Genomic DNA, 22145 nt, shown 5'->3' with positions numbered 1-22145 from the left:
AGCAATAGATAGCGAGTAATTTTAGCGTCTGGAATGTTTAAATCTTCAGAAATTCTCACATCGAGACCTCTTATAGCGATTATCTACAAAAAGCTGGAGTTTCCTTCAAGGATATCGCTACTATCTCGCTCTATGCAGCCGCTTCTGGTGTGACGAATCTACCCAAAAACAAGACAATCCCAGTGTGCTTCTCACGAATTAGAAGAATAAAGGGATGATTAGCCTGAAAAACGGCGGGGCGGTGGTAGACTCCTCTCTACTAAAAAGTGAAGAACTTGAGCCATTTGCCGTCCTGTCTCTCCATGAGCACCAGCATAGGTCATAGCGAATGCCACAGATACGCTGTATGGGAGAAAAGAAGAGGTTATCTTTTCCTTGCAATGCTTTGTAAAGGTCAAGTGCAAAAGCAGTGTTTTCTTGCACAATCGCTACAGTGCTTGGATCAACATGCTCTCTAAAATCCCCTTCTCTAAATTTGCTAAATGTCACTTTGACTGTTCTCCAGTATTACCCAACATTGCTTTAACGATAACTCAGCAAGGAGTTCCTGCCCTTACAGATAACTCAGAGTAGGCTGAAAGTATCGTGTTAGATATGCCAAGAAGAGAGCATGAAAGGTTAGCAATCGTCACTTTAGAATTAGGATATGCAACGATCGCCCCAGCCCATAGTTAAAGATCTCGTTTTGATCGGGGGTGGACACAGCCACGCGATCGCCCAATCCTCCCTATGCGATTGACTTACAACAGGGCTGTTAGTCAGAATCTGAGCCATCCAACAGATCAATCAAGGGTTTGAGATCAAGATACATCGTGCGGTAGGGGGTGGACGGTGGCAAGGCTTCTTCGATGTTGGCAAAACGAAACCCAAACTTTTCGTAAAAGCCAGAAGCATCGTAAGGCGGTGTCAAATCCGCGTCATATAGGGCATCCACTGTCCTAAACCTGACCCCGATCGTAGGTGCGATCTCACTCGCTACGTATTCGATCGCCCACTCTACTAACCGACGACCGACACCCTTTGCCCGTCGATCAGCCGCAAGCAAACCAATTTTGATGGCTGGAAACATTTGATATTGAACGCCTTCGTCAATCAGAATCGGTTGGTCAATCTCCAGTTTGTCAGCAATGAGAGTGATGTAACCAGCTAAAGAATCTTCGCATCGCAGAATCCAACATTGACTGATCCGGGCGTTAATTTCCCGCTGGATACGCCCTTGTCGCCAATAGGTAACAAATTCTCCTCGCGAACAACGAAATCCTTGACCCAACCTAGCCAGTGTAGGAGTGACGCGCTCGACTGGAATCTCGGAGAAGTCAACACTTGTAAACTTACTACTTGGCGGCATTTGCAGACTTTCGACGGCGACGTTCTGCGATCCGTTGCATCAGAGCAAGGGCGGTTTCATTCGCAATGTAGCCACCACTTTGAATGGCTTGAGCCAGTTTCTCAGCTTCACTGCCAGAGACAGGCTTTGATACGGTGTGGAGAGGGTATTTCATGTTTCTATTCTAGCAAGGCTCTGTTGTTCAGTCACTCCGGTAGAAGTTCCTCTAGTAACCCGAAGATACCTATGACGATCGGACTGTTGATCCGATCGATACTAGTAACTGGTGCGAGTCTTCTTTACCAGCAGCTTTCGACAGTCCGCTCGATCGTATGTTTAGATCGCCGCTACTCAACTTGCTTGAGTTTCTCTCTGAGGATGGCTTCTACTTCGCGCTCAGGATCATCAAGGTCAAACGGATAAGGTTGCCGAGGAGCATTAGGATCTTGGCGGCTCATAATAATTTGCAGCGCTGCACGAAATGCTTCCTCGTCATTCCGATGTTCTGAAAGATAGCGCTTCAATTCAGGAGTGGTCAGTTGATCAAGATTTTGCATCATAGAACAAAGTTCCAAATTCCTTCTTCATCAATTATGAGCGCAATTTGATCAGTTGCTCCCGCCTGAACATAAAGCGTTTTTAGCTTTTGATCATAGCGAAAGATCTGAATTGGCTGGTACAAATTCGAGAGTAGCTGACAGACGAAAATTGCTGTATTGGACTGCTTCTGTGTCGGCAACCTGAAACTCCTAGAGACACACCAAAAACATCAAACAGACCAAACAGACTATCTCTAAACTCCTACCACTGACGTGACTTAATTTTAGGATCTAGCGAAGAACTTACATGCAGCACCTATACAAACAGCCCAAATGATAGCGATACTCGATATTAAGAGAATTAAATTCTGATTTAAAGCTGCGCTGGATGTTTGAATGTGAGCATACAAGAGGCAGCACGCAATCAGAGGTATTAAACACGCAAATCCGCCCACAGAAATCTTTAATTTCTTCGCCGATGATTTCTGTAACATGTCACTTACGCCTTCCCCAAGTAAAGCGACAGCTACGATAAGTAGCTCTCCCCTAGATGACACTGCTTGGACAAACCCATTAAAACCTGGCTCCAAATGTTTGCCTGTTAACAATGCACCGATATATACAAATAACATTGGTGTCAACGCAAACCCTACTGAGGTCAAACACCAGATAAGTAGAGTCATAGATATTCCGTTAGGCAGAAAATGTTTTTTCCTGGGAGGCATTGAAGATCTACTCTACTGTCTCATTTTTTACTAAGACTGATTATAGCTGTTATTTCTGGCACTAGATAAATGCCCTAACAAAAGCGACCGCCCCACGTTCAACTCTATTAATAGTGCAACAACTTTCTACAAGTTGCTTGAACTTACCTTGATTTTGAAAGCCAAAAGGCTGTCCACGATCGCTCCGAAATTACCCATGCTTCGTGCGCCAAGAAAAGAGCATGAAAAGTTCACGATCGTCACTCTAAAATTGAGACATGAAACGATCGCCCCAGCCCATAGTTAAAGATCTCGTTTTGATCGGGGGTGGACACAGCCACGCGATCGTACTCCGAATGTTTGGGATGCACCCATTGCCCGGAGTGCGGCTAACGCTGATCACCGAAGCCTCCGACACGCCTTATTCGGGAATGCTGCCGGGGCACATTGCTGGGTTTTATGACCATGAGGACTGTCATATCAATCTGCGATCGCTCTGTCAATTTGCTCAAGCTCAGATTTTCATCGATACCGCGATCGGACTGGATTTAGAGAACAATCGAGTCTTGTGTGCAAACCGTCCGCCAGTTGCGTTTGATTGGGTATCGATCGACATTGGCAGTACGCCGAAAATGCCGATCGTCACAGGCGCAGCAGAACACAGCATTGCCGCAAAACCTGTTCAACATTTGTTGTCGTGGTGGAATCGCTTCACCGATTCTCTCAAGCAAACCCCTGAGAAACCATTAGCTCTCAGCATTGTGGGAGGTGGAACGGGTGGTGTTGAGTTAGCCCTCAACATGCAGCATCGCTTGCACGACATTTTGCAAAAGGCTGGACAGTCGAAAGATCTTTTGACGCTGCATCTCTTCCACAGTGGGGCTGAACTGATGCCCAAACATAATGCTTGGGTACGCCATCACTTTTATAACCTACTGACTCAGCGAGGAATTCATCTGCACTTGTCTGAGAAGATTTGTGAAATTAACCAAGGGACGATCGTCAGCAAGTCTGGCTTAGAAATTCCTTGTGATGCGACGGTTTGGGTCACGCAAGCATCGGCTCCTGATTGGTTAAGCAAAGCCGGATTAGCGGTCGATGAGCAAGGATTCATTCTCGTCAACAATGAGTTGCAGTCCATTTCTCACCCGCAGGTGTTTGCGGCGGGAGACATTGCCACAATGGTCAATTATGCTCGTCCCAAAGCGGGAGTTTTTGCAGTCCGGCAGGGCAAGCCACTCTTCAAGAATTTGCAAAACATCGTTCTCGATAAACCGTTGCAGCCTTACCATCCGCAGAAAAATTATCTCAGCTTAATTGGCACCGGAGACGAGTCTGCCGTCGCATCTTATGGGAAAGTGGGCTGGAATTCTGCACTTTTATGGCGCATTAAAGATCGTATCGATCGCACATTCATGCGACGTTTCCACGAGCTTCCATCAATGGCAACAGAAGATACCGAGAACGCTAGTAAAGATCCGAGTCAGCCGTTGATGCGATGTTTGGGATGTGGTGCCAAAGTTGGGGGCAATACACTAGAACGATCGCTCAAACGCATCCAGCAAGACCAGCCGATCGCTCAATCTCAAGATATTCTCATCGGCTTAGACGCGCCCGATGATGCAGCCGTTGTGCAAGTTCCGATCGGGAAAGTGTTGGTGCAAACGATCGACTATTTCCCCGCACTGTTGAGTGACCCTTTTTTGTTTGGTCAAATCAGTACTCATCACAGTTTGAGCGATGTGTTTGCAATGGGAGCAACCGCGCAGAGTGCATTGGCGATCGCGACGATTCCCTACGCTACAGAAGCCAAACAAGAAGAAACTCTCTATCAGCTACTCTCTGGGTCAGTCAGAGCACTTCAGCAAGCAGGTGCCGTCTTAATCGGAGGCCACACGGTTGAGGGTGCAGACTTAGCCTTTGGCTTGTCGTGTAATGGCTTCGCCGATCCGACTCGGCTGCTTCGCAAAGGTGGAATGCAACCGGGACAGGTGCTAATTTTGACGAAAGCGATCGGCACCGGAACGCTGTTTGCAGCCGAAATGCGGCGACAGGCAAAAGCGAGTTGGATCGATGGCGCGATCGCCTCAATGCTGATCTCTAATCAACAAGCTGCTGTCTGTTTTCTGACTCATGGCGCAACTGCTTGCACCGATATTACAGGCTTCGGCTTACTCGGCCATTTGGTTGAAATGACTCGTGCATCAGGTCTGTCAGTTCAACTTGATCTCTCTGCACTACCGATTTTAGAAGGCGCACGACAGACAGTTCGACAGGAAATTTTTAGTTCTCTCTATCCTCAAAACTTGCGATCGAGTCAAGCGATCGCGAACGTTGATGAAGCTAACAATCATCGTGACTATCCACTGTTGTTTGACCCGCAAACGTCGGGCGGTTTGTTAGCGAGTGTTGATGCCAATCGAGCAAATGCGTGTTTAACAGCACTTCAAGCTGCCGGGTATGTGGAGGCAGCCATAGTCGGTTATGTATTGTTAAAAAGTGCCTCTGACTTGCCCGTTGTTCTCTGTCAAAGTGTAAGTTGAGAACGGCTCAAATCAGCGGCGGCAGATGAACTCGAACTCAGTGCGAACGACTCTCGACCGTCCGATGCATTTGAATGGTTAGGCTGACATATAATGTACGAAGCTATTGGAGTTACTTAGAAACCTTTTTTGTGTAGAGGATTTGGCAAATCTCGTCAACAGTTGAGAAAAACGCATCTCCCATGAATCTGAGACTCGCGATCGCACGCTGACCAGCTTCTTCATTACCTGCTCCACAGGCATCAGTAACTACAACAGGGATATAGCCAAGATCAGCCGCATGGCGAACTGTTGGCTCAATGCCGATTTCGGTTGCCACGCCCACAATAATAACAGTTTGGATACCACAATCACGCAGAGCAATATCCAAAGGAGTACTCTCAAAGGCCGACATTGTGATCTTGTCGAAAACTGCTTCAGAGGAAAGCGGCATCATCTCTGGAATGAGTTGAAAACTGGGTGAGTCACGAAGAAACCAGGGTTTAACATCATTAACTGAGGTAGCTTTTTGCCATGCCTTTGCCGTCCTGAGTTGGAATACACCTGATAGCTCATTTGGCAGCGACATGTGGCGCATAAAAAATATACGTAAATCAACTTCTCTTGCTGCTTGAAGAACCTTTACAACCTGTGACTTGATCTCAGATCCATTGCTTAATTGGCTAAAAATACCTACCTGCATATCGTAGACGACTAAAGCCGTTCGATTAAGTTCGCAGGTTTCTTCCAAGTTTTCAGGAATTTCTAATCCAAATGCCTTCTCCATCTGTTTCTCCCTTGAGCTTACCTTTAGATAGTATCAGGTCAACTGTTATATGGCATTCTGCTGGGTCCGGTCAGCCTAACAACCATTTACTCAACCACTCGCTCTGCAATTCTGAGTTTTGCCGATCGCGCTCTAGGGTTCTCGTCTAACTCATCTTCTTGAGCAATGATCGGTTTTTTGGTTAACACTCGCAGCAACGGCGACTCTTTTAATCGGTGTTTGACAATCCGATCTTCTAAACTGTGAAAGCTAATCATCGCAATTCTCCCGTCTGGTTTGAGCCACTGTGGAGCCTGATTGACAAACGTTTCTAAAACGGTGAGTTCTTGATTGACCGCGATGCGAAGTGCTTGAAACACGCGAGTTGCAGGGTGAATTCGTCCGTAGCGATATTGACGAGGCACCGAATGCGCGATCGTTTCTGCTAATTCGGTTGTGGACTGAAAGGGTCGCCGCTCTACAATTCGTCGGGCAATTCTTCGTGAGAGCCGCTCTTCGCCATAGGTGTAGAAAATATTGGCAAGTTTAGTTTCATCCCAGTGATTAATGATCTCGGCGGCGGTGAGCGATTGCCCGCGATCCATTCGCATATCTAATGGTGCTTCATGGCGAAAACTAAACCCTCGATCGGCAATATCAAACTGAGCAGAACTTACGCCTAAATCTGCCAAAATGCCGTCAAACCTCGTCTCTCCTGGATCGAAATTGGCAAAATTAGTTTGCTGGAATTCGACTCGATCGCCAAATTCTGCTAGTTTTTGGGTTGCCGCTGCGATCGCCTGATCATCCTGATCGATTGCAGTGACACGCACCCCGTCTGCTGCCGCTAAGATCAGTGCTGTATGTCCACCCCCGCCAACCGTTGCATCTAAATAGTGACCGTGAGGACGAATCGCTAAACCCTCGATGACTTCGCGATGCAGCACTGGAATGTGTAAAAACTCAGGCGCGATCGCCAAATCAGAATCATCCGATACAGAAGTCATAGTTTTAGCCACCCAAACACATCACCCACCGTTAACTTTAGATCCTTCACTGTTGATCTTGCCTGTCTTTCCCATCTTAGAAGCATCGGTTTGGTTCAACATCGACTTCGCTCTATTGATTTTCTGCAAAAACTTCATTGTCAGCTAAATCTATTCCAGTCAACGTTTACAGCCAGCCATCTCTATAATTAAGAAGGCGCAACAAAAGCGAGCAACGATATACATTCAGCTAATTAAACGCTTTCGACTCAACTGCTGCCAGTCGCCTATTATGATCCGAGACTGAAGCAGGGCTATTCCAAAATCTGTAAGGGAGAGGCTGAACATCTATGGCAATGCTCGAAACCAAAACCGAACCCATGGTTCTCAACATGGGGCCGCACCATCCCTCAATGCACGGAGTGATGCGGCTGATCGTCACCCTCGACGGGGAGAACGTGATCGACTGCGAACCCGTGATCGGCTACTTGCACCGAGGCATGGAAAAAATTGCCGAAAACCGCACTAACATTATGTTTGTGCCCTACGTGAGTCGATGGGACTACGCCGCAGGCATGTTTAACGAAGCGGTGACAGTTAACGCGCCAGAAAAGCTAGCCGGAATCACGGTTCCTAAGCGGGCTAGTCACATCCGCGTCATCATGTTAGAGCTAAATCGCATCGCTAATCATCTACTGTGGCTTGGGCCATTCATGGCAGACGTGGGAGCGCAAACCCCGTTCTTTTATATCTTCCGCGAACGCGAACTGATTTATGACCTGTGGGAAGCGGCTTGTGGATATCGCATGGTTAACCATAACTATTTTCGCATTGGCGGCGTTGCGGCTGACCTCCCCTATGGCTGGATTGACAAGTGCGAAGACTTCTGTGATTATTTCATGCCCAAAGTGGATGAATATGAGCGGCTGATCACCGACAATCCGATCTTCCGCAAGCGGGTCGAGGCAGTCGGCACTGTTACACGCGATGAAGCGATTAACTGGGGTCTGTCTGGGCCGATGTTGCGCGCATCAGGCGTTAACTGGGACTTGCGAAAAGTTGACCACTACGAATGCTACGACGATTTTGACTGGGATGTGCAGTGGGAGACGGCAGGAGACTGCTTTGCCCGTTACATCGTGCGAATTCGGGAGATGCGCGAGTCGGTCAAGATTATCAGACAAGCGATCGCGGCTCTACCCGGCGGCCCGTTTGAGAATTTAGAAGCGAAGCGAATGGCAGAAGGGCCAAAATCTGAGTGGAATAGCTTTGACTATCAGTTCATCGGCAAGAAAATTGCACCGACATTCAAGATTCCCAAAGGCGAACACTACGTCAGAGTTGAGAGCGGGAAGGGCGAGTTAGGCATCTTTATTATGGGCGACGACAACCCATTTCCCTGGCGCTGGAAGATTCGGGCGGCTGACTTTAACAACGTGCAAATTTTGCCCCACTTGCTAAAAGGCATGAAGGTGGCAGATATTGTCACCATTTTAGGAAGCATCGATATCATTATGGGATCGGTCGATCGCTAACAAAATGTCTTGAAAGTCTCTTGATCTTGGAGGGATGTACTTTGGTGCATCCCTATTTTTTGTCTCAAAACGTTGAACGAATCGTTAAGGGAGTGATGGAATTCGTCATAGCTCTCAGTGATATCAACCACTGTCTAAACCCTGTGTTTCGTCAAGCTCCGTAAAACCACTGACTTTTTTACTTGTTCTTTATAGATTATAAAATCAGATTTAAACACCATATGTTGAGCCTTTAGACGTTTTATTTCAATCTGCGACACAATGGTTAAAAAGACGCAATGGTTAAAAAGAACGAAATTCATAAACTTGAGTCGTTTTAGGGTAGTATAAAGTGTTAGTAAAGTTAAGAGCGCTGAAAATGCTTTGTCGTCCGTAAGTTCTCAGTGCTTGAAAGGTGCCTCTATAAAATTCTTTCTGACTTGCATAATGTGCATCATGACTGGTGCAAACGTACGCTTCTTAATTAAGTCAGGATACTTAATATCTAACTAAATCTAAGTTCATGGGCTATGCCTTTTGAGCTTTTAAGGTCGGAAGTTGCGAGAGTTTCGATCGTGCCCAAAGCCCACAGCATTCTTCACTAGGCAAAGCAGTTTGTAGTGCAAAAGTCTGGAGATACAACCACTAAAAGTTTGCTTGAGCTAAGGGTTGACAATCTCAAAATTAACCGCTATCACTAGTAGAAAGCAAAGAGCAGTAACGCTACATCTAGCATCTGACCCGGCACGTCCTGAACCGCTCCCCTAAAGTTTGTCAACTCCATCCATTTCGTCAACTATTACTCCTCACCCCAATAGAACTATGAATTATCAAGAGCAATTGACTCCCTGGGCTGTCTATCAAACCCTGCCCGATCTTCAACGTCAGTTAGTTATTCGCTTCCGTCGCCGCACCGATGCCGATTGTTATATAAAGGTGCTGAAGCAAACCCGACCCCAGACTGATTTTATGATCGCTTTTGAAACGGTTAAGAAGGAAGTCATTCCTGCTGCGATCGCTTAACTCAACTCTAACGAGCCAGATGTTAGGGTTTAGAGGTCAGACAGAGGCTAATTTTTACTGTGAACGATTTACCCGATCGCACATCTGACCTTTCTAGTTTGATTACTCAGCAGATTCTCCACAGTTCCGAATGTCGGATTTCATTTGCTGAGTATATGGAGATGGCGCTTTACCATCCACACTATGGCTACTATGCTGCAAATCGCGGAAAAATTGGGGCGCACGGTGACTTTCTCACCTCGCCCCATTTAGCGGTTGATTTTGGTGAGTTATTGGCTAAACAGTTTGCAGAGATGTGGCAAATTTTGGGTCAGCCTCAGTCATTCACCTTAGTTGAAATAGGAGCCGGACAAGGACTATTAGCCGCAGATGTTTTGAGCGGTTTGCAACGTCATCATCCTGATTGTTTCGCTTGTCTAGACTATGTGATTGTTGAGAAAGCCGCCGCTTTGATGGCAGAGCAGCAGCAACGATTAAAGTCGTGGCAAGCAAAGGTGAAGATTGAGTGGCGATCGCTAGACGAAATTCCTGCTCATTCGATCACAGGTTGCGTCTTCTCAAATGAATTGATTGATGCTTTTCCGGTGCATCTGGTGACATTGACCGATCGCAAACTCCAAGAGATTTACGTCACTGCACAGCCGAACGGATTTGCGGAGGTGATTGATGAACCCTCGACTTCGAGGTTGACTGACTATTTTGATCTAAACGGAATTGATTTATTCTCGCCTAATTACCCAGATGGCTATCGGACTGAGGTCAACTTAGCGGCATTAGATTGGCTGAGTTTAGTCTGCGATCGTATCCAGCGTGGCTATATTTTAACGATCGATTATGGTTACACCGCGACTCGCTATTATAATCCCAGACGATCGCAGGGAACGTTGCAGTGTTACTACCAGCATAGCCATCACAACAATCCTTATATCAATGTGGGTCAACAAGATATCACGGCTCACGTTGACTTCACCGCACTAGAGGGGCAGGGCGATCGCTGTGGCTTAAAAACTTTAGGATTTACCCAGCAAGGGTTATTTTTAATGGCGTTGGGGTTGAGCGATCGACTGACGGCGCTCAGTCAAATTGACGCTAAAAATGCTCAAGACATTCAGAATGCAATTCTTCGTCGTGACGCGCTTCACCAACTGATGAACCCAATGGGACTCGGCAACTTCGGCGTTTTGATTCAAAGCAAAGGTTTGACAAAACAAGAAACCGAGCGACCTTTGATTGGGTTAAGGGAATTTTAATCTGATCGTAGGGACACGACATGTCGTGTCCTAATTGGGTCACGGGGACACGGCATGGCATGTCCCTACGGTTAATACGTGAGTTCGACGAGTTTTTTCGCTTCGTTCTCAGCGGCTTCTGCCCCCTAAATCCCCCAAATTGGGGGATTTAGGGGGCTTCCCGAATTCACACTGCCTTCAGCTCAGCAAAGATGTTCGGAGTGAACCACTTCTATCGAACTCATGTGGTTAATGGTCAGACGAACTATCGAGAACTCATCACCTCTAGGCGCACTGGGGCAATGCCACTTTGGATGACTCCCAAAACACGGGCGGCTCCTGTTGAAAGGTCAATCACACGATTGCCCGAAAAAGGGCCACGATCGTTGATTCGCACAATCACCGATCGTCCGTTATCTAGATTCGTGACTTGCACTTGTGTCCCAAATGGCAGAGAGCGATGAGCCGCCGTCATCGCATTTTGATTGAAAGTCTCACCACTCGCACTCGCGTTGCCATCAAATCCAGGGCCATACCAAGATGCCCAACCATTAATGCGAAGCTTAATCGGGCCTAGAGAAATCTGCTGTCCTCCATTGTTTGGCTTGTTAGGCACTCCTTTGAGCGGTGCGGCATCTCCGATCAGACGACGAAGCCGATTGGTAACTTGCAGCGCATCTTGCTCAGGGTTTTTGGTGGTGTCGGGCAAAATCGTATCGGCATCAACTGCCACGATCGTCGTCTTGTTAGCCTCGATGATGTAGCGATCGCCTTTTCCGTTGGGGGCTTGCTTCCATCTGACGGTGATGCCTTTTGCATCGACCCCTTGGCGATAGAGTTGGTTGAGTTTGGCAGCGATCGCGGTGGCTCTTGTGACCGGATCAGACTGCGAAGTTTGGGTAGAATTCTGACGCTGATCTGAAGAAGGTGCTGCTGCTGCACTCACAGAACCAGACTTGAGTTTGGCGATTTGAGAAGATTCATCAGTCTGCGTTGCTCCCATTTTTACGCCGTTAGAGGAGGCTGACTGTGAACCGACAAAGGTTAGAACCGGGATGTTGCGAACATAGAGCGTTGCGGCTTTGCGTCCAGCGCGCTCGTGGGTTTGAATCTTGGCGATCGAGTCCTCTGAGGACGGGGTTTGGCTCTGTTGCTCACCGACTTTGACAACATCGCCTATCGGCGAATGCGGGCGCGGTGGAGAATTTTGATCGGCTTCAGAAGCTTGACTCACCGCTGGGGATGATTCGGCGTTACTGCGTTGGTTGAGACCTAACAAGGTAGTGATCAACAGGGTTGCAGTCAGACCGCTAATAAGTTTTTGATTCATATCTCCGTGTGTGAAGGACATTTGCCATCGAGCCTGAGTTCGGTAAGCAGATTGCAAATTTGCAAGAGGCTTTTAGTTAACTCGTACTCGTTCCGTTTTTTACTCCCAGTTACAGAACTGCAACAGACTACCATGAAGTTTTTGCCCAGGGGATCAGGGTGCTATCAGTATGCAAAGAAACTTCATGTTACCTTCACACTGCGTGTTTGACTTCAAAGCCTTATCCTGCGATGGTTCTAGAAAAGTTTTAAGATTTGCTGCGATTAGGAACTTTACTAAAACTTCACACTAGCTTCACAGTGTTTGTAGGGTATGCTGAAGTCTTGTGTCTGCACAGCCAGAAAAACTCAGTGATTTTGCGTGGGTCAAAATTGCAGCACTCAGCATTGGTGACGGATACAGAGGTGTTCATTTCATGGATTATCGAGAGGCTGGGGTTGACGTTGAAGCAGGGCGGGCATTTGTCGATCGCATCGGCAGCATGATTAAACGCACCTATCGCCCCGAAGTGTTGGGCGGCATTGGTGGCTTTAGCGGATTGTTTCAACTGCCGACAGGCTATCAAGAACCCGTTTTGGTATCGGGCACCGATGGCGTGGGCACTAAGCTCAAACTCGCTCACACCTTAAATTGTCACGATACGGTTGGCGTTGATCTCGTTGCCATGTGCGTCAACGATGTGCTGACCTGTGGAGCAGAGCCACTGTTCTTTTTAGATTATTTAGCAACCGGGCATCTGCAACCCGAACAACTGGCAGAGGTCGTGTTAGGCATTGTGCAAGGGTGTGAGTTGGCAGGATGTGCGCTGCTAGGTGGAGAAACGGCTGAGATGCCAGGGTTTTATCAGGCAGATGAATATGATTTAGCAGGTTTCTGCGTCGGTATTGTCGAAAAAAGTCTGATTTTAGACGGCTCTCAAGTGCAAATTGGAGATGTAGCGATCGGGCTTCCGAGCAGCGGCGTACACAGCAATGGTTTTAGTTTGGTTCGCAAAATTGTCAGCGATCGTGGATTTGAGTGGAGCGATCGTCCCAAAATTCTGGCTGGAAAAAGTCTCGGTGAAGTTCTACTGACTCCGACTCACATTTACGTTAAGCCGATTTTGGCGGCGCTCAAACATCAGATTCCCATTCATGGCATGGCGCACATTACGGGGGGCGGGCTGCCAGAAAATTTGCCTCGCTGTTTGCAAAAAGACCAAACAGTTGAAGTGAATCCAAATAGTTGGGACGTTTTACCCATCTTTAATTGGTTAGCCACTCAAGGAAACGTTAGCCCGATCGATATGTTGAATACGTTTAATATGGGAATTGGGTTTGTGGTGATTGTGCCGCCCGATCGTGCAGCAGAAACCCTAGAATTTTTTGCGTCTCAAACAATTAAAGCATCCACGATCGGCACGGTGATTCCCGGTGCTGGACAGTTAGTTGGTTTACCTGCGTAAAATTGTGACCAAAACCCGCAAACAATTTGGTCAACATTGGCTCCGCAGCGAAAAGGCATTGGCTAAAATTGTCAGTTCGGCAGAGTTATCAAAGTCCGATCGAGTCCTAGAAATTGGGCCAGGTACAGGCGTTTTGACACGGCAATTATTAGCCCAAGCTGAAGCCGTTGTCGCCGTTGAAATCGATCGAGATTTGTGTCAACTTCTCGCTAAAAAACTGGGTCAAGTCAAAAATTTTCTGCTGCTGCAAGGAGATTTTTTATCGATTGACTTTGACGAACTTCTAGAACCTGCACCTGCCTTTCAAAATCCTAAAAAAGTTGTCGCCAATATTCCCTACAACATTACTGGGCCGATTTTAGAAAAATTGCTGGGCACGATCGCAAGTCCCAATCCCAATCCCTTTAACTCGATCGTGCTACTGGTGCAAAAAGAAGTGGCACTGCGGCTGTGTGCCAATCCTAGCTCGACCCATTTTGGTGCGTTGTCAGTGCGGGTTCAATATCTAGCAGATTGTCAGTTTGTTTGTGATGTCCCAGCTAAAGCCTTTCAGCCACCGCCAAAAGTAGATTCGGCGGTGATTTGTCTGCGGCCGCGTCTGGTTGAAAACCCGGCTCACAATCCGCGACAAATGGAGACGCTGATTAGACTTGGTTTCTCTAGCAAGCGCAAAATGCTGCGAAACAATTTGAAGAGTTTGATCGAAGGCGATCGACTGACCCAGATTCTGGAACAATTAGAAGTCAACCCTCAAGCTCGTGCCGAAGATCTCAGCGTCGCCAATTGGGTCGCACTCAGCAACACCGTAGAAGTCGTGGGCAATGGCTCACCCACCCTGACCCCAGAACCCTGACCCCCAACTTTTTATGCGCTCCTATTCTCTCGTTGCTCCAGCAAAAATTAATCTCTATCTGCAAATTGTGGGCGATCGTCCCGATGGGTTCCATGAGTTGGTGATGGTGCTGCAAAGCATCGAGTTAGCCGATTTAGTGACCGTGCGCCCGATCGGGGCAGAGACGATTCAGGTTCGGTGCAACCATCCCGATGTGCCTCAAGATCAAACAAACCTGGCTTACAAAGCCGCCGATTTGATGGTGCGGCAGTTTCCAGACTATTTTGCCAAGTTTGGGGGAGTCGAAATTAATATTCAGAAGCGCATCCCTCTGGGCGCAGGGTTAGCAGGTGGCTCTAGCAATGCGGCGGCGGTGCTGGTCGGTCTAGATCTAATGTGGAATTTAGGACTCACCCACTCCGAACTGCAAGAGTTGGGTGCAACGCTAGGGTCAGACATTCCGTTTTGCATCTCAGGCGGCACCTCGCTGGCGACCGGGCGGGGAGAACAACTAGACGGTTTGCCCGATCTTCACGATATATATGTGGTGCTGGCCAAATATCGCGATTTGCCAGTTTCGACTCCCTGGGCCTATAAAACCTACCGACAGCAGTTTGGTGACACCTATCCAAAAAGTGTGAGTGAGATAGAGACTCGAAAACAGCAGTCTAGAGGAATGATGGCAGCGATCGCCCAGCAAAATCTCGCTCAAATTGGTAAACTACTCCACAATGATCTTGAGCGCGTCGTGTTGCCCGAATATCTGCAAGTGCAGCAGCTCCGCGATCGCTTTCAAAGTTTAGGGGTGTTGGGCACGATGATGTCTGGTTCTGGCTCTACGGTTTTTGGGCTAGTCGAGTCTCAAGCCCACGCCGAGCAAGTTAGAGAGCAGATGAAAGGGGCGATCGCTGACCCCAATCTAGATCTCTGGGTTACGAGGTTTTGTCCGTCTGGAGTTCGGTTAGCAACCAGTTAATGAAATATGCCTGAATCTTCGTCTGAATCTTCTCAATCCAAGACTCGATCTAACGCAATGCCCAGCCCTCTCCAGTGCGTCTTGGGTTCGCTCGTCGCGGGTGGAATTGCGTTGGTTTTATACAACATGACTCAATCGATCGCCCTCGCTTTCGCTAACAGACCTTTGCAATATCACAACGTCACCACCATCAATATTGCCGTTGCAGTCAGAACATTGGTGGTTGGGTTAAGCGCCTTGGGCACCGGAATTTTTGGGTTAGCTGCCGTCGGGCTATTTGGCTTAGGCATTCAGGTTTTGATTGGGCAAGTAAAGCAGCGATCGACGGTAGACTGATCTAAGGGTTCGCAGATCCAGAAAGATTTTAGAATTGCCCTCTAGCTTTTCCACAGAACATTCAAAGTTTTCCACAGATCAACTGATCCAGCAGAATCGGTTTTTCTGCTCTGTGGAAAACTTTTTGCCTGTGAAGGGCTTTTCTTAATTTACGCGCTCAAACCCTGATTCTCTCGTGATGTTTGAGATGAACCGCTCCATACTTTATCACCTTTTAGCAAAGACGGTTTAAATTTTCCTCAAAAGAGAAATCTAGCTCAAAAGTTGATTGATTATGGCTGAGAACTATGTATGTACTGGTTTCTAGCAAAACGAGGTAGCCCGATCGCCCAGGGCGTGGATTAGCAATTCAATTTTTATATAAATTAGAGTTTTCCACAGCCTACGATCGTAATTCTAGATTTCAAATTGCCAACGCGCTTACCGCTTGATGCCTCAATATTAGAGAATTATAGATAGTCCGTCTCAATCTCCTTGAGCAGATTCGTTTCGTAATTCAAAATCTCGAAGAATTTTTTATGACATATCTCTGGTTCAAAGCATTTCACCTTGTGGGAATTGTCGCCTGGTTTGCAGGAATGTTTTATCTACCTCGACTGTTTGTTTATCACGCAGAAGCTGACGAACAATCAGAGCCAGCGCGCACCATTCTCAAAAATCAATACCAGATCATGGAGAAGCGCCTTTATAGCATCATCATGACTCCTGCAATGTTGTTGACGGTTGTCATGGCGATCGGGCTGGTCACCACCGAACCAGACGTGCTCAAAGAACCCTGGCTGCACGCCAAACTTGCCTGCGTTGCAGTTTTGCTGGTTTATCACCACTACTGCAAAATTATCATGAAGCGACTCGCTGCCGACGAATGCAAAATGACTGGGCAACAGTTTCGCTGGTTTAACGAGTTGCCGACTGTGTTTTTTGTGATTGTCGTGATGTTGGCAGTGTTTAAGAACAATTTACCCACTAGCGCCACCGCCTGGGGAATCTTTGCCATGATCGTGGCAATGGCGGCGATCATTCAGCTTTATGCTAAAAAGCGCAGACTGGCAAAAGAGAAAGAGCTGGCAGAAGCCACCGTTGCAACAAAATCGACTTCAGAAGTGGGCGCTTAGGATTGTAAATTAACGTGAATTCGATGAAGCTTTTCGCTACGGTTGCAAATCCGGGCTGTCCCCTAAATCTCCCAATTTTGGGGGACTTTGAATCTCAATTCTGGGCTTGAAGTCCCCCAAAATTGGCAGGACTGGTTTGTTGAAAAAAGAATGATGTTGAAGCCCTTATGAATTGGTTGCCTCTGTACATAATGTTCAAAGCGATCAAGGGAGAAATAGGGAGTCTAGCTTTTTTCTCTTACTAATAAACCAGCCCTGCCTTCAGGGCCGGGGATCAATTTGTGGCTGACATTTCCCACTGCTTCAACCGCAGGCCTACCCCGCTTGGCAAGCACACCCATCACCGCATTGGCGATCGTCGCATTGTTGCGCGCATTAAAGGAAGACTGTTGCTCGATCGGAGGGGCTTCAAAGCTGGCTAATTCGTCTGGAACTGCCTTCATTTGAGCATCAGGTGTAGATGCCGCGTCTGCGGTTTCAGTCAAAAGCGGGCTGCCAAGGGCAATCGCGGCGGCTCCTGCTCCGGTGACTTTCTTCTCGATAGTTCTGGAGTCATTTGTTCGTTAAAGAGTGGGCGATCGTGACGCAATTTAAGCGAGGCATCGAGCGATTTCTGCGGTGTGTTGATCTCGTTGCCTACGATCGCCGTATTCTTGCGTTATTCGTTTGTCAAATTTCTAAAACGAAGATCACGAGAAGGATTCAGCGCTGTGGATACAACAGCGATAACAGGTTGAAGAACGGCACTCAAGCCGCTTGTAGCTACGAACATTTGAGGCTAATCTTAAAAAGATCAGCGTCACCTCTCCTCTAGCCTGAGTTAGGGCTGTGGAACCAATAAAGTATTTCCAAGAGACTATTCTTCTGTTAAAAACAATTGATTGATTTAGATCTTGCACCTGTGTCATCTGGGCGATAAGAACCTGTTGTTCATGGCATTCTCCCGCCCGAACTTCAGTTCAGGGCGGGTCAACGGACTGACTAAAAATGCTGCAAGCTTTCAGTTAACCTTGACCGATCGCGCCGTCAAGGAGTCGCTTGCTTGAGTACTTTTTCAACCTGCTTAGGGGCGCGCATTTCTAAAAATAAACGTATTGCCCGATCGAAACTCTCTCGACTTTTGCCTATCTCTTGCATGGCTTGATAAGTTAACCCTAACTGAAAATAAGCGTCTGCTAGATCACATTTTGCGCCCATTCTATCGAGAAGCTCGATCGCTTCTATGTGTCGAGTGAGGGCAGTTTTAAATGATTTTTGCTGACGATCTATTTCCGCAAATCCGTTGAGGGTTTTGGCTTTAATTTGGGTATAGTGTCCGGCTTCGGCAAAGGTGAGCGCTTGACGATATAAAGCGATCGCTCGGTCAAAATTGCCTAAGTTGAGGTAGGTTTGACCGAGAATTTGCATGAAATAAGCAAATCTTACAGACTGCTCGACTAATGGGGCTGAAAGCGTGTGATGAATATCATCGGCTAAACTCAGCGCGTCTGCTCGCTGCCCCAAATAAGAATAGACAAGTGCCAAACAAACAGACGCTTTTTCTGCCCAACGATGATGCTCGGTGTTTTGCGCGGATCGGATCACTTGCTGAAATAAACAAGCCGCTGCTTCGAGTTCCCATAAATCGATTTTATAGAGACCCATGCTCAACTGTGAGTCTACGGCTAACATGTTTAGATAATAAAACTGGCGCTTTGTTTCGGCTGTGAATGTGAGTACTTTAATCGCTTGATTGGCTAAAGAAATCGTCTTTTCTTGGCACTCGATCGCGTCATGAATATTGCCCGTGATCCATCGTAAGTCACCCAAAATATTATAGAGTTCACTTAAATTTTGATCGGACTGAATATTACAAATTATCTGGCTAATAGCAGCAAGAACAGGCTGCACTAATCCCATTCGATAGAGTGTGCTGCCCAGAGGTAAAAACTGCCGCCATTGATTATTTCTGCTCTTTAGAATGACAATGCCTGCTGACTCGAAATCGTCAATTTCAACATAGTGATAGTAAGCTTCTAAAGCGGTTAAAGCATCTTTTGTGGTCTCGATCGTTTCAACACGGGTCGTCCAAAATTCTGCGGCTTTCGCATTCACAATTTGCCACTCGTCACTCGTTCGCAACCGAGCGATCGCTTCAGCTCTAATCACGGGGTGCAACCAATATTCGTTGTGATGACACTCGATTAGAGAGCGATTTCGCAACGACGCGATCGTGGCTCGATGATCATCGGGGTGAACGTCCCACAGCAAACACTGCAACGCCTGCGCTGTCAGAGTCGGCACATCTTGATAGCGATAGCATCCCAACCGACAAAATAAGCGATAGGCTTGAGGGTCAAGGCTTTGCAGGCGGTTGACTTGATTTGCCACCAAATCCTTTAGATCGGTCGTCACCCACAAATCGCCGTGTGTTTCCTGCCAGTAGACAACCATATCGCCCCCTAGATCCTCCCAAATTGCCCCACAGAGGATGCCCATTGCCTTGGCGTTGCCTCCGTAGGCGCGGTGCATCTTTTCGATCGTTGGGGCATCGATCGCGATCTTTCGATGGGTGAAAAATTCGTTCCAGGCGCGTTGATCTAAGCCTGGAAGCCGATAGTGAGCGACGTTGAGACTTGACTCACACAAGCGATCGCGGCTCGTCACCAGCGTCACAGACTGCACTCTGGCATCTGCCAAGACGCGAAACAACTCAACATAGCTACGATGAAGAGCAATGAAACGACCTTGTTGATCGAGGGCAGGTTCTAGATTGTCAATCAGCACCCCGATTCGACGATCGTGCAGTTGTCGTTTCAGTCGTCCTAACGTCACCCCAAATTCGATGCCGGGTTCTTGATTAAAGTCTTGTTTGAGCCACTCTTCGACCACCCGTTCGGCTGAAGTGATAGTTTGGGTTTCTTTGGCCATCAACAGTTCTAAAACCAGGTCAAACCCTTGAGTTTGAAGATATTGCTGCGCTAGTGTGGTTTTGCCTAAACCGCCTTCGCCTTGAATCACAATCACCTTTGCGCCTTGGTTAATCAGCGCGTCGAGGTCAGCGATCGCACCAGTGCGTCCGACAAAGTGAGGCCTGAGGCTAGCCGATTTTTTGGCAGTCGGAGCGATTTGAAAATAACGAGATAGGGCGGTGCGACAGTTGCTTTTGGTGATTTTTTCGCCAAGCTGTTTTGAGAGAAATTGCCAGAGATCGGCGCTAACGTCTTTGACGTGTCCTTCGGTGCAGCCATAGTGGGCAGCGATTTCTAAATATTTGTGCCCCTGCCAAACCTTTTGCAAAACGGTTCTTTGCAGGTCGCTGAGGCGTTTTCCAGTGTTAGAAACAATTAGGGCATCCACCCAAGTTAAGACGGCTTCAGCATCCATCGATCGTGACACACCATAGATGCATTGAGTCTATCCTGTCGGCTTCCGACTTTTTCCGACTTTTTGAAATCCTTAAATTGCCGACTTCGCCCGACTGACAAACCCTTGGGTTTCTTTATAAGCTGTCAGCAGCTCAACAATTGCTTGATTTACACCGATTCAAATCATCAGATTTTCGATTCGCTAAAGGTGAAAATTCTATGATCAATGCGCCTAATTGTAGACTCGTCAACGCCGATTCATGCAGTGAGAATTCTAGAAATGAGAGTCACATTTATGATCGAATCAATCGGCTACTCGATCGCTATCTTTCGTTTGAACACCTTCATGAACGGTTGCGAGATCTGCCAGTGCAATTTGAGAATCCGCAACCGCGCCCCTGGAGTTTGATTGATTGGCATCTCGATCACCAGCAGATTGTGGGCATTGACCCAGACGTGTTTCTTTCGATTTTGGTGGGCGCGATCGATACCGAAGCGCCGATTCGTGCCTATACCGAGACGAGTCGGCGCTATTTAGAAACGCTGCATCCACCGCTTGCCCGCTTTGTGGGAGGCACGACTGATTCAGACGGTGTACTCTTAGAACCCGGATTATGGGAGAAAGAAGAACGCCAGCATACGCCTGCTTTGCTCAAAATTTATGGGCAGCTTGCGGGTGAAAAAGTTGCCCCAACGCCTCGTGCTGTCCGTCAATATGAGCCGTCGGGCGATCTTCGCACTGACCTCTATCGGCATGGGCTACGGGTGCGACCTCCATCCGATACATTGGAAAAAACCGATTACCTTTTGCTCCATAAGGGTTTTGAGTGCCTGTAAAATTGATCAATGGATAATCAAAAGGACTACTGTGAAATCGTTCAAAAACCTTATCAGCAGGAGGCTTGAGTCACTTTAGTATCAGGTAGAGGTCGCACCCTGGGCTACACCGCATCGCGACAGAATATGGAGCAACCTGTTTATATCTCTGGTTGATGGCACACTCTACCGGGTCGCTTCACGACATCCTGGCAGAATTGGCGCAAGACGAAATCAACCACATGACTAAATTTTGGGGGTTTGGGGTCTGGGCGTTTCCAGAATCTTCGGTGCGTCACATTTTTCTGACGCTGCTCAAAACTATGAAAGGGCAAGTCACTTATCGGGCTGAACGCAGCAGTTTGATTGGCACCTTACACCGGATGATGAACGTTCTGTCGTGGCGATCGTGGTCTTGGACAAACCGAGCCACCTTTTCGTTTACCTGCTTACGCACTTTGTGGCATCTCTGGCGCTGGAATCAGAGTCTAACGCCCGACTATTTGCAGAGTCTATTTGGGAAAAATCAAGCATGAGAAACCCGCCTGTTCACCTAGTCACGCATAAAATCCCCATGTCTTCTAATCTTTTTTCAACGCTTCCGTCTGATTTAGACCCCGATCGCTTGCCTCGCCACGTCGCTGTAATTATGGATGGCAATGGTCGATGGGCAACTCAACAAGCACTGCCCCGCATTGTTGGGCATCGTCACGGCGCTAAGACGCTCAAAGACCTGGTGCGGTGCTGCCAAGACTGGGGAATTGAAGCGCTGACCGCCTATGCGTTTTCGACCGAAAATTGGAGCCGCCCGATCGAGGAAGTCAACTTTTTGATGCTGTTGTTTGAGCGGCTGCTGCGTCGAGAATTGGCAGAAATGCAGCGCGAGCAAGTGCGAGTCTCATTCTTTGGAGATTTATTGACATTGCCAAACATCTTACAACGCGAAATACACACTGCGATGATTGCGACTGAGAATAATCAGGGCGTTCGACTTAACATTGCAGTCAACTACGGCAGCCGGACTGAAATAACGCAAGTGTGTCGCCAAATTGCAGCGCAAGTAGAACGGGGAGAACTTCGATCAGACGCGATTAGTGAACAACTGATCACTAACGCTCTCGACACATCAAAGATGCCTGATCCTGATCTGTTGATTCGTACGAGTGGCGAGATTCGCTTGAGTAATTTCTTACTCTGGCAGCTTGCTTACACAGAACTGTATTTCACCGATGTTTTGTGGCCAGATTTCAATCGAGTCGCCTTTCATCAAGCATTGTTGGAGTATCAACGGCGCGATCGGCGCTTTGGTCGAGTTACCGCCGCATCTGCTTAAAGCGAT

General features: G+C 47.6%; 22 protein-coding genes and 1 pseudogene. 12 read left to right on the top strand and 11 right to left on the bottom strand.

From position 1 onward, the window contains the following. Window positions 1-130 precede the first annotated feature (130 nt). From C7B65_RS29520 to C7B65_RS29510, 6 genes and pseudogenes are all read right to left on the bottom strand, one after another. A pseudogene (locus C7B65_RS29520) lies at window positions 131-229 on the bottom strand (serpin family protein); the annotation flags it as partial. Continuing rightward, a complete protein-coding gene (locus C7B65_RS29515; protein WP_223257267.1) occupies window positions 219-398 on the bottom strand; it encodes a serpin family protein in 180 nt (59 codons plus the stop codon). The gene C7B65_RS29515 and the pseudogene C7B65_RS29520, both read right to left, overlap by 11 nt. A 356-nt stretch (window positions 399-754) precedes the next feature. Next, window positions 755-1348, bottom strand: a complete 594-nt coding sequence (locus C7B65_RS01915) for a GNAT family N-acetyltransferase (protein WP_073069201.1) — start codon at window positions 1346-1348, stop codon at window positions 755-757. Then, the gene (locus C7B65_RS27590) at window positions 1335-1502 is read right to left on the bottom strand and encodes a hypothetical protein (RefSeq protein WP_181314311.1); all 168 of its coding nucleotides are present in this window, start codon (window positions 1500-1502) and stop codon (window positions 1335-1337) included. The genes C7B65_RS01915 and C7B65_RS27590 overlap by 14 nt, the downstream gene beginning before the upstream one ends. 172 nt (window positions 1503-1674) lie before the next feature. Continuing rightward, the gene (locus tag C7B65_RS01910; RefSeq protein WP_073069200.1) at window positions 1675-1887 is read right to left on the bottom strand and encodes a DUF6887 family protein; all 213 of its coding nucleotides are present in this window, start codon (window positions 1885-1887) and stop codon (window positions 1675-1677) included. Then, complete coding sequence (locus C7B65_RS29510; protein WP_073069199.1) at window positions 1884-2066, bottom strand: DUF6888 family protein; 183 nt, start codon at window positions 2064-2066, stop codon at window positions 1884-1886. Before C7B65_RS29510 ends, C7B65_RS01910 begins: the two co-directional genes overlap by 4 nt. Window positions 2067-2848: 782 nt before the next feature. On the opposite strand from C7B65_RS29510, the gene selD reads away from it, so the two are divergent. Further along, window positions 2849-5113: a selenide, water dikinase SelD gene (gene selD / locus C7B65_RS01895; protein ID WP_073069197.1), complete on the top strand. Its 2265-nt coding sequence runs from the start codon at window positions 2849-2851 to the stop codon at window positions 5111-5113. A gap of 112 nt (window positions 5114-5225) precedes the next feature. Here the strand turns inward: selD and C7B65_RS01890 are convergent, their stop codons facing one another. Together C7B65_RS01890 and rsmH are read right to left on the bottom strand one after the other, a co-directional pair. Then, window positions 5226-5879, bottom strand: coding sequence for a cysteine hydrolase family protein (locus C7B65_RS01890; RefSeq protein ID WP_073069196.1), 654 nt, complete (start codon window positions 5877-5879; stop codon window positions 5226-5228). An 86-nt stretch (window positions 5880-5965) separates the two neighbouring features. Next, the gene (rsmH, locus tag C7B65_RS01885; RefSeq protein ID WP_073069195.1) at window positions 5966-6865 is read right to left on the bottom strand and encodes a 16S rRNA (cytosine(1402)-N(4))-methyltransferase RsmH; all 900 of its coding nucleotides are present in this window, start codon (window positions 6863-6865) and stop codon (window positions 5966-5968) included. 329 nt (window positions 6866-7194) lie between these two features. Between rsmH and C7B65_RS01880 the strand changes: the two genes are divergently transcribed. The 3 genes from C7B65_RS01880 to C7B65_RS01870 all read left to right on the top strand — a co-directional run bounded on the left by C7B65_RS01880 (window position 7195) and on the right by C7B65_RS01870 (window position 10631). Continuing rightward, the gene (locus tag C7B65_RS01880; RefSeq protein ID WP_073069194.1) at window positions 7195-8379 is read left to right on the top strand and encodes an NAD(P)H-quinone oxidoreductase subunit H; all 1185 of its coding nucleotides are present in this window, start codon (window positions 7195-7197) and stop codon (window positions 8377-8379) included. 801 nt (window positions 8380-9180) lie between these two features. Continuing rightward, entirely contained in the window at window positions 9181-9381 is a 201-nt protein-coding gene (locus tag C7B65_RS01875; RefSeq protein WP_073069193.1) for a hypothetical protein, read from the top strand. A gap of 59 nt (window positions 9382-9440) precedes the next feature. Beyond that, window positions 9441-10631 (top strand): class I SAM-dependent methyltransferase, encoded by a 1191-nt coding sequence (locus C7B65_RS01870; RefSeq protein WP_223257266.1) that lies wholly within the window; start codon window positions 9441-9443, stop codon window positions 10629-10631. Window positions 10632-10875: 244 nt separating this feature from the next. Here the strand turns inward: C7B65_RS01870 and C7B65_RS01865 are convergent, their stop codons facing one another. Next, window positions 10876-11940 carry a septal ring lytic transglycosylase RlpA family protein gene (locus C7B65_RS01865; RefSeq protein ID WP_073069191.1) on the bottom strand — a complete coding sequence of 355 codons (1065 nt, stop codon included), beginning with the start codon at window positions 11938-11940 and terminating at the stop codon, window positions 10876-10878. Window positions 11941-12265: 325 nt separating this feature from the next. Between C7B65_RS01865 and purM the strand changes: the two genes are divergently transcribed. The 5 genes from purM to hemJ all read left to right on the top strand — a co-directional run bounded on the left by purM (window position 12266) and on the right by hemJ (window position 16643). After that, a complete protein-coding gene (purM, locus tag C7B65_RS01860; protein ID WP_317615779.1) occupies window positions 12266-13384 on the top strand; it encodes a phosphoribosylformylglycinamidine cyclo-ligase in 1119 nt (372 codons plus the stop codon). A gap of 4 nt (window positions 13385-13388) precedes the next feature. After that, the gene (gene rsmA / locus C7B65_RS01855; RefSeq protein ID WP_073069303.1) at window positions 13389-14237 is read left to right on the top strand and encodes a 16S rRNA (adenine(1518)-N(6)/adenine(1519)-N(6))-dimethyltransferase RsmA; all 849 of its coding nucleotides are present in this window, start codon (window positions 13389-13391) and stop codon (window positions 14235-14237) included. 13 nt (window positions 14238-14250) lie between these two features. Further along, window positions 14251-15192 carry a 4-(cytidine 5'-diphospho)-2-C-methyl-D-erythritol kinase gene (gene ispE, locus C7B65_RS01850; RefSeq protein WP_073069190.1) on the top strand — a complete coding sequence of 314 codons (942 nt, stop codon included), beginning with the start codon at window positions 14251-14253 and terminating at the stop codon, window positions 15190-15192. Window positions 15193-15249: 57 nt separating this feature from the next. Next, window positions 15250-15528, top strand: a complete 279-nt coding sequence (locus tag C7B65_RS01845) for a DUF3082 domain-containing protein (protein ID WP_223257265.1) — start codon at window positions 15250-15252, stop codon at window positions 15526-15528. A 518-nt stretch (window positions 15529-16046) separates the two neighbouring features. After that, window positions 16047-16643, top strand: a complete 597-nt coding sequence (hemJ, locus tag C7B65_RS01840) for a protoporphyrinogen oxidase HemJ (RefSeq protein ID WP_073069188.1) — start codon at window positions 16047-16049, stop codon at window positions 16641-16643. 224 nt (window positions 16644-16867) lie between these two features. Here hemJ and C7B65_RS01835 read toward each other — a convergent pair whose 3' ends face one another. Both C7B65_RS01835 and C7B65_RS01830 read right to left on the bottom strand, forming a co-directional pair. Further along, window positions 16868-17128 (bottom strand): hypothetical protein, encoded by a 261-nt coding sequence (locus C7B65_RS01835; RefSeq protein WP_143161986.1) that lies wholly within the window; start codon window positions 17126-17128, stop codon window positions 16868-16870. A 541-nt stretch (window positions 17129-17669) separates the two neighbouring features. After that, window positions 17670-20021 (bottom strand): tetratricopeptide repeat protein, encoded by a 2352-nt coding sequence (locus tag C7B65_RS01830; RefSeq protein WP_223257264.1) that lies wholly within the window; start codon window positions 20019-20021, stop codon window positions 17670-17672. Window positions 20022-20209: 188 nt separating this feature from the next. Between C7B65_RS01830 and C7B65_RS01825 the strand changes: the two genes are divergently transcribed. The 3 genes from C7B65_RS01825 to C7B65_RS01815 all read left to right on the top strand — a co-directional run bounded on the left by C7B65_RS01825 (window position 20210) and on the right by C7B65_RS01815 (window position 22139). Continuing rightward, window positions 20210-20827, top strand: a complete 618-nt coding sequence (locus C7B65_RS01825) for a hypothetical protein (protein ID WP_073069185.1) — start codon at window positions 20210-20212, stop codon at window positions 20825-20827. 155 nt (window positions 20828-20982) lie between these two features. Beyond that, window positions 20983-21342 (top strand): hypothetical protein, encoded by a 360-nt coding sequence (locus C7B65_RS01820; RefSeq protein WP_073069184.1) that lies wholly within the window; start codon window positions 20983-20985, stop codon window positions 21340-21342. 38 nt (window positions 21343-21380) lie between these two features. Then, complete coding sequence (locus tag C7B65_RS01815) at window positions 21381-22139, top strand: undecaprenyl pyrophosphate synthase (RefSeq protein WP_073069301.1); 759 nt, start codon at window positions 21381-21383, stop codon at window positions 22137-22139. Window positions 22140-22145 lie beyond the last annotated feature (6 nt).

This window comes from Phormidesmis priestleyi ULC007 (assembly GCF_003003695.1).
In the GTDB taxonomy this organism is placed as follows: domain Bacteria; phylum Cyanobacteriota; class Cyanobacteriia; order Leptolyngbyales; family Leptolyngbyaceae; genus Phormidesmis_A; species Phormidesmis_A priestleyi_A.
The sequence above is the reverse complement of the archived record's forward strand: the minus strand, read 5'-3'. Positions and strand labels throughout refer to the sequence as shown.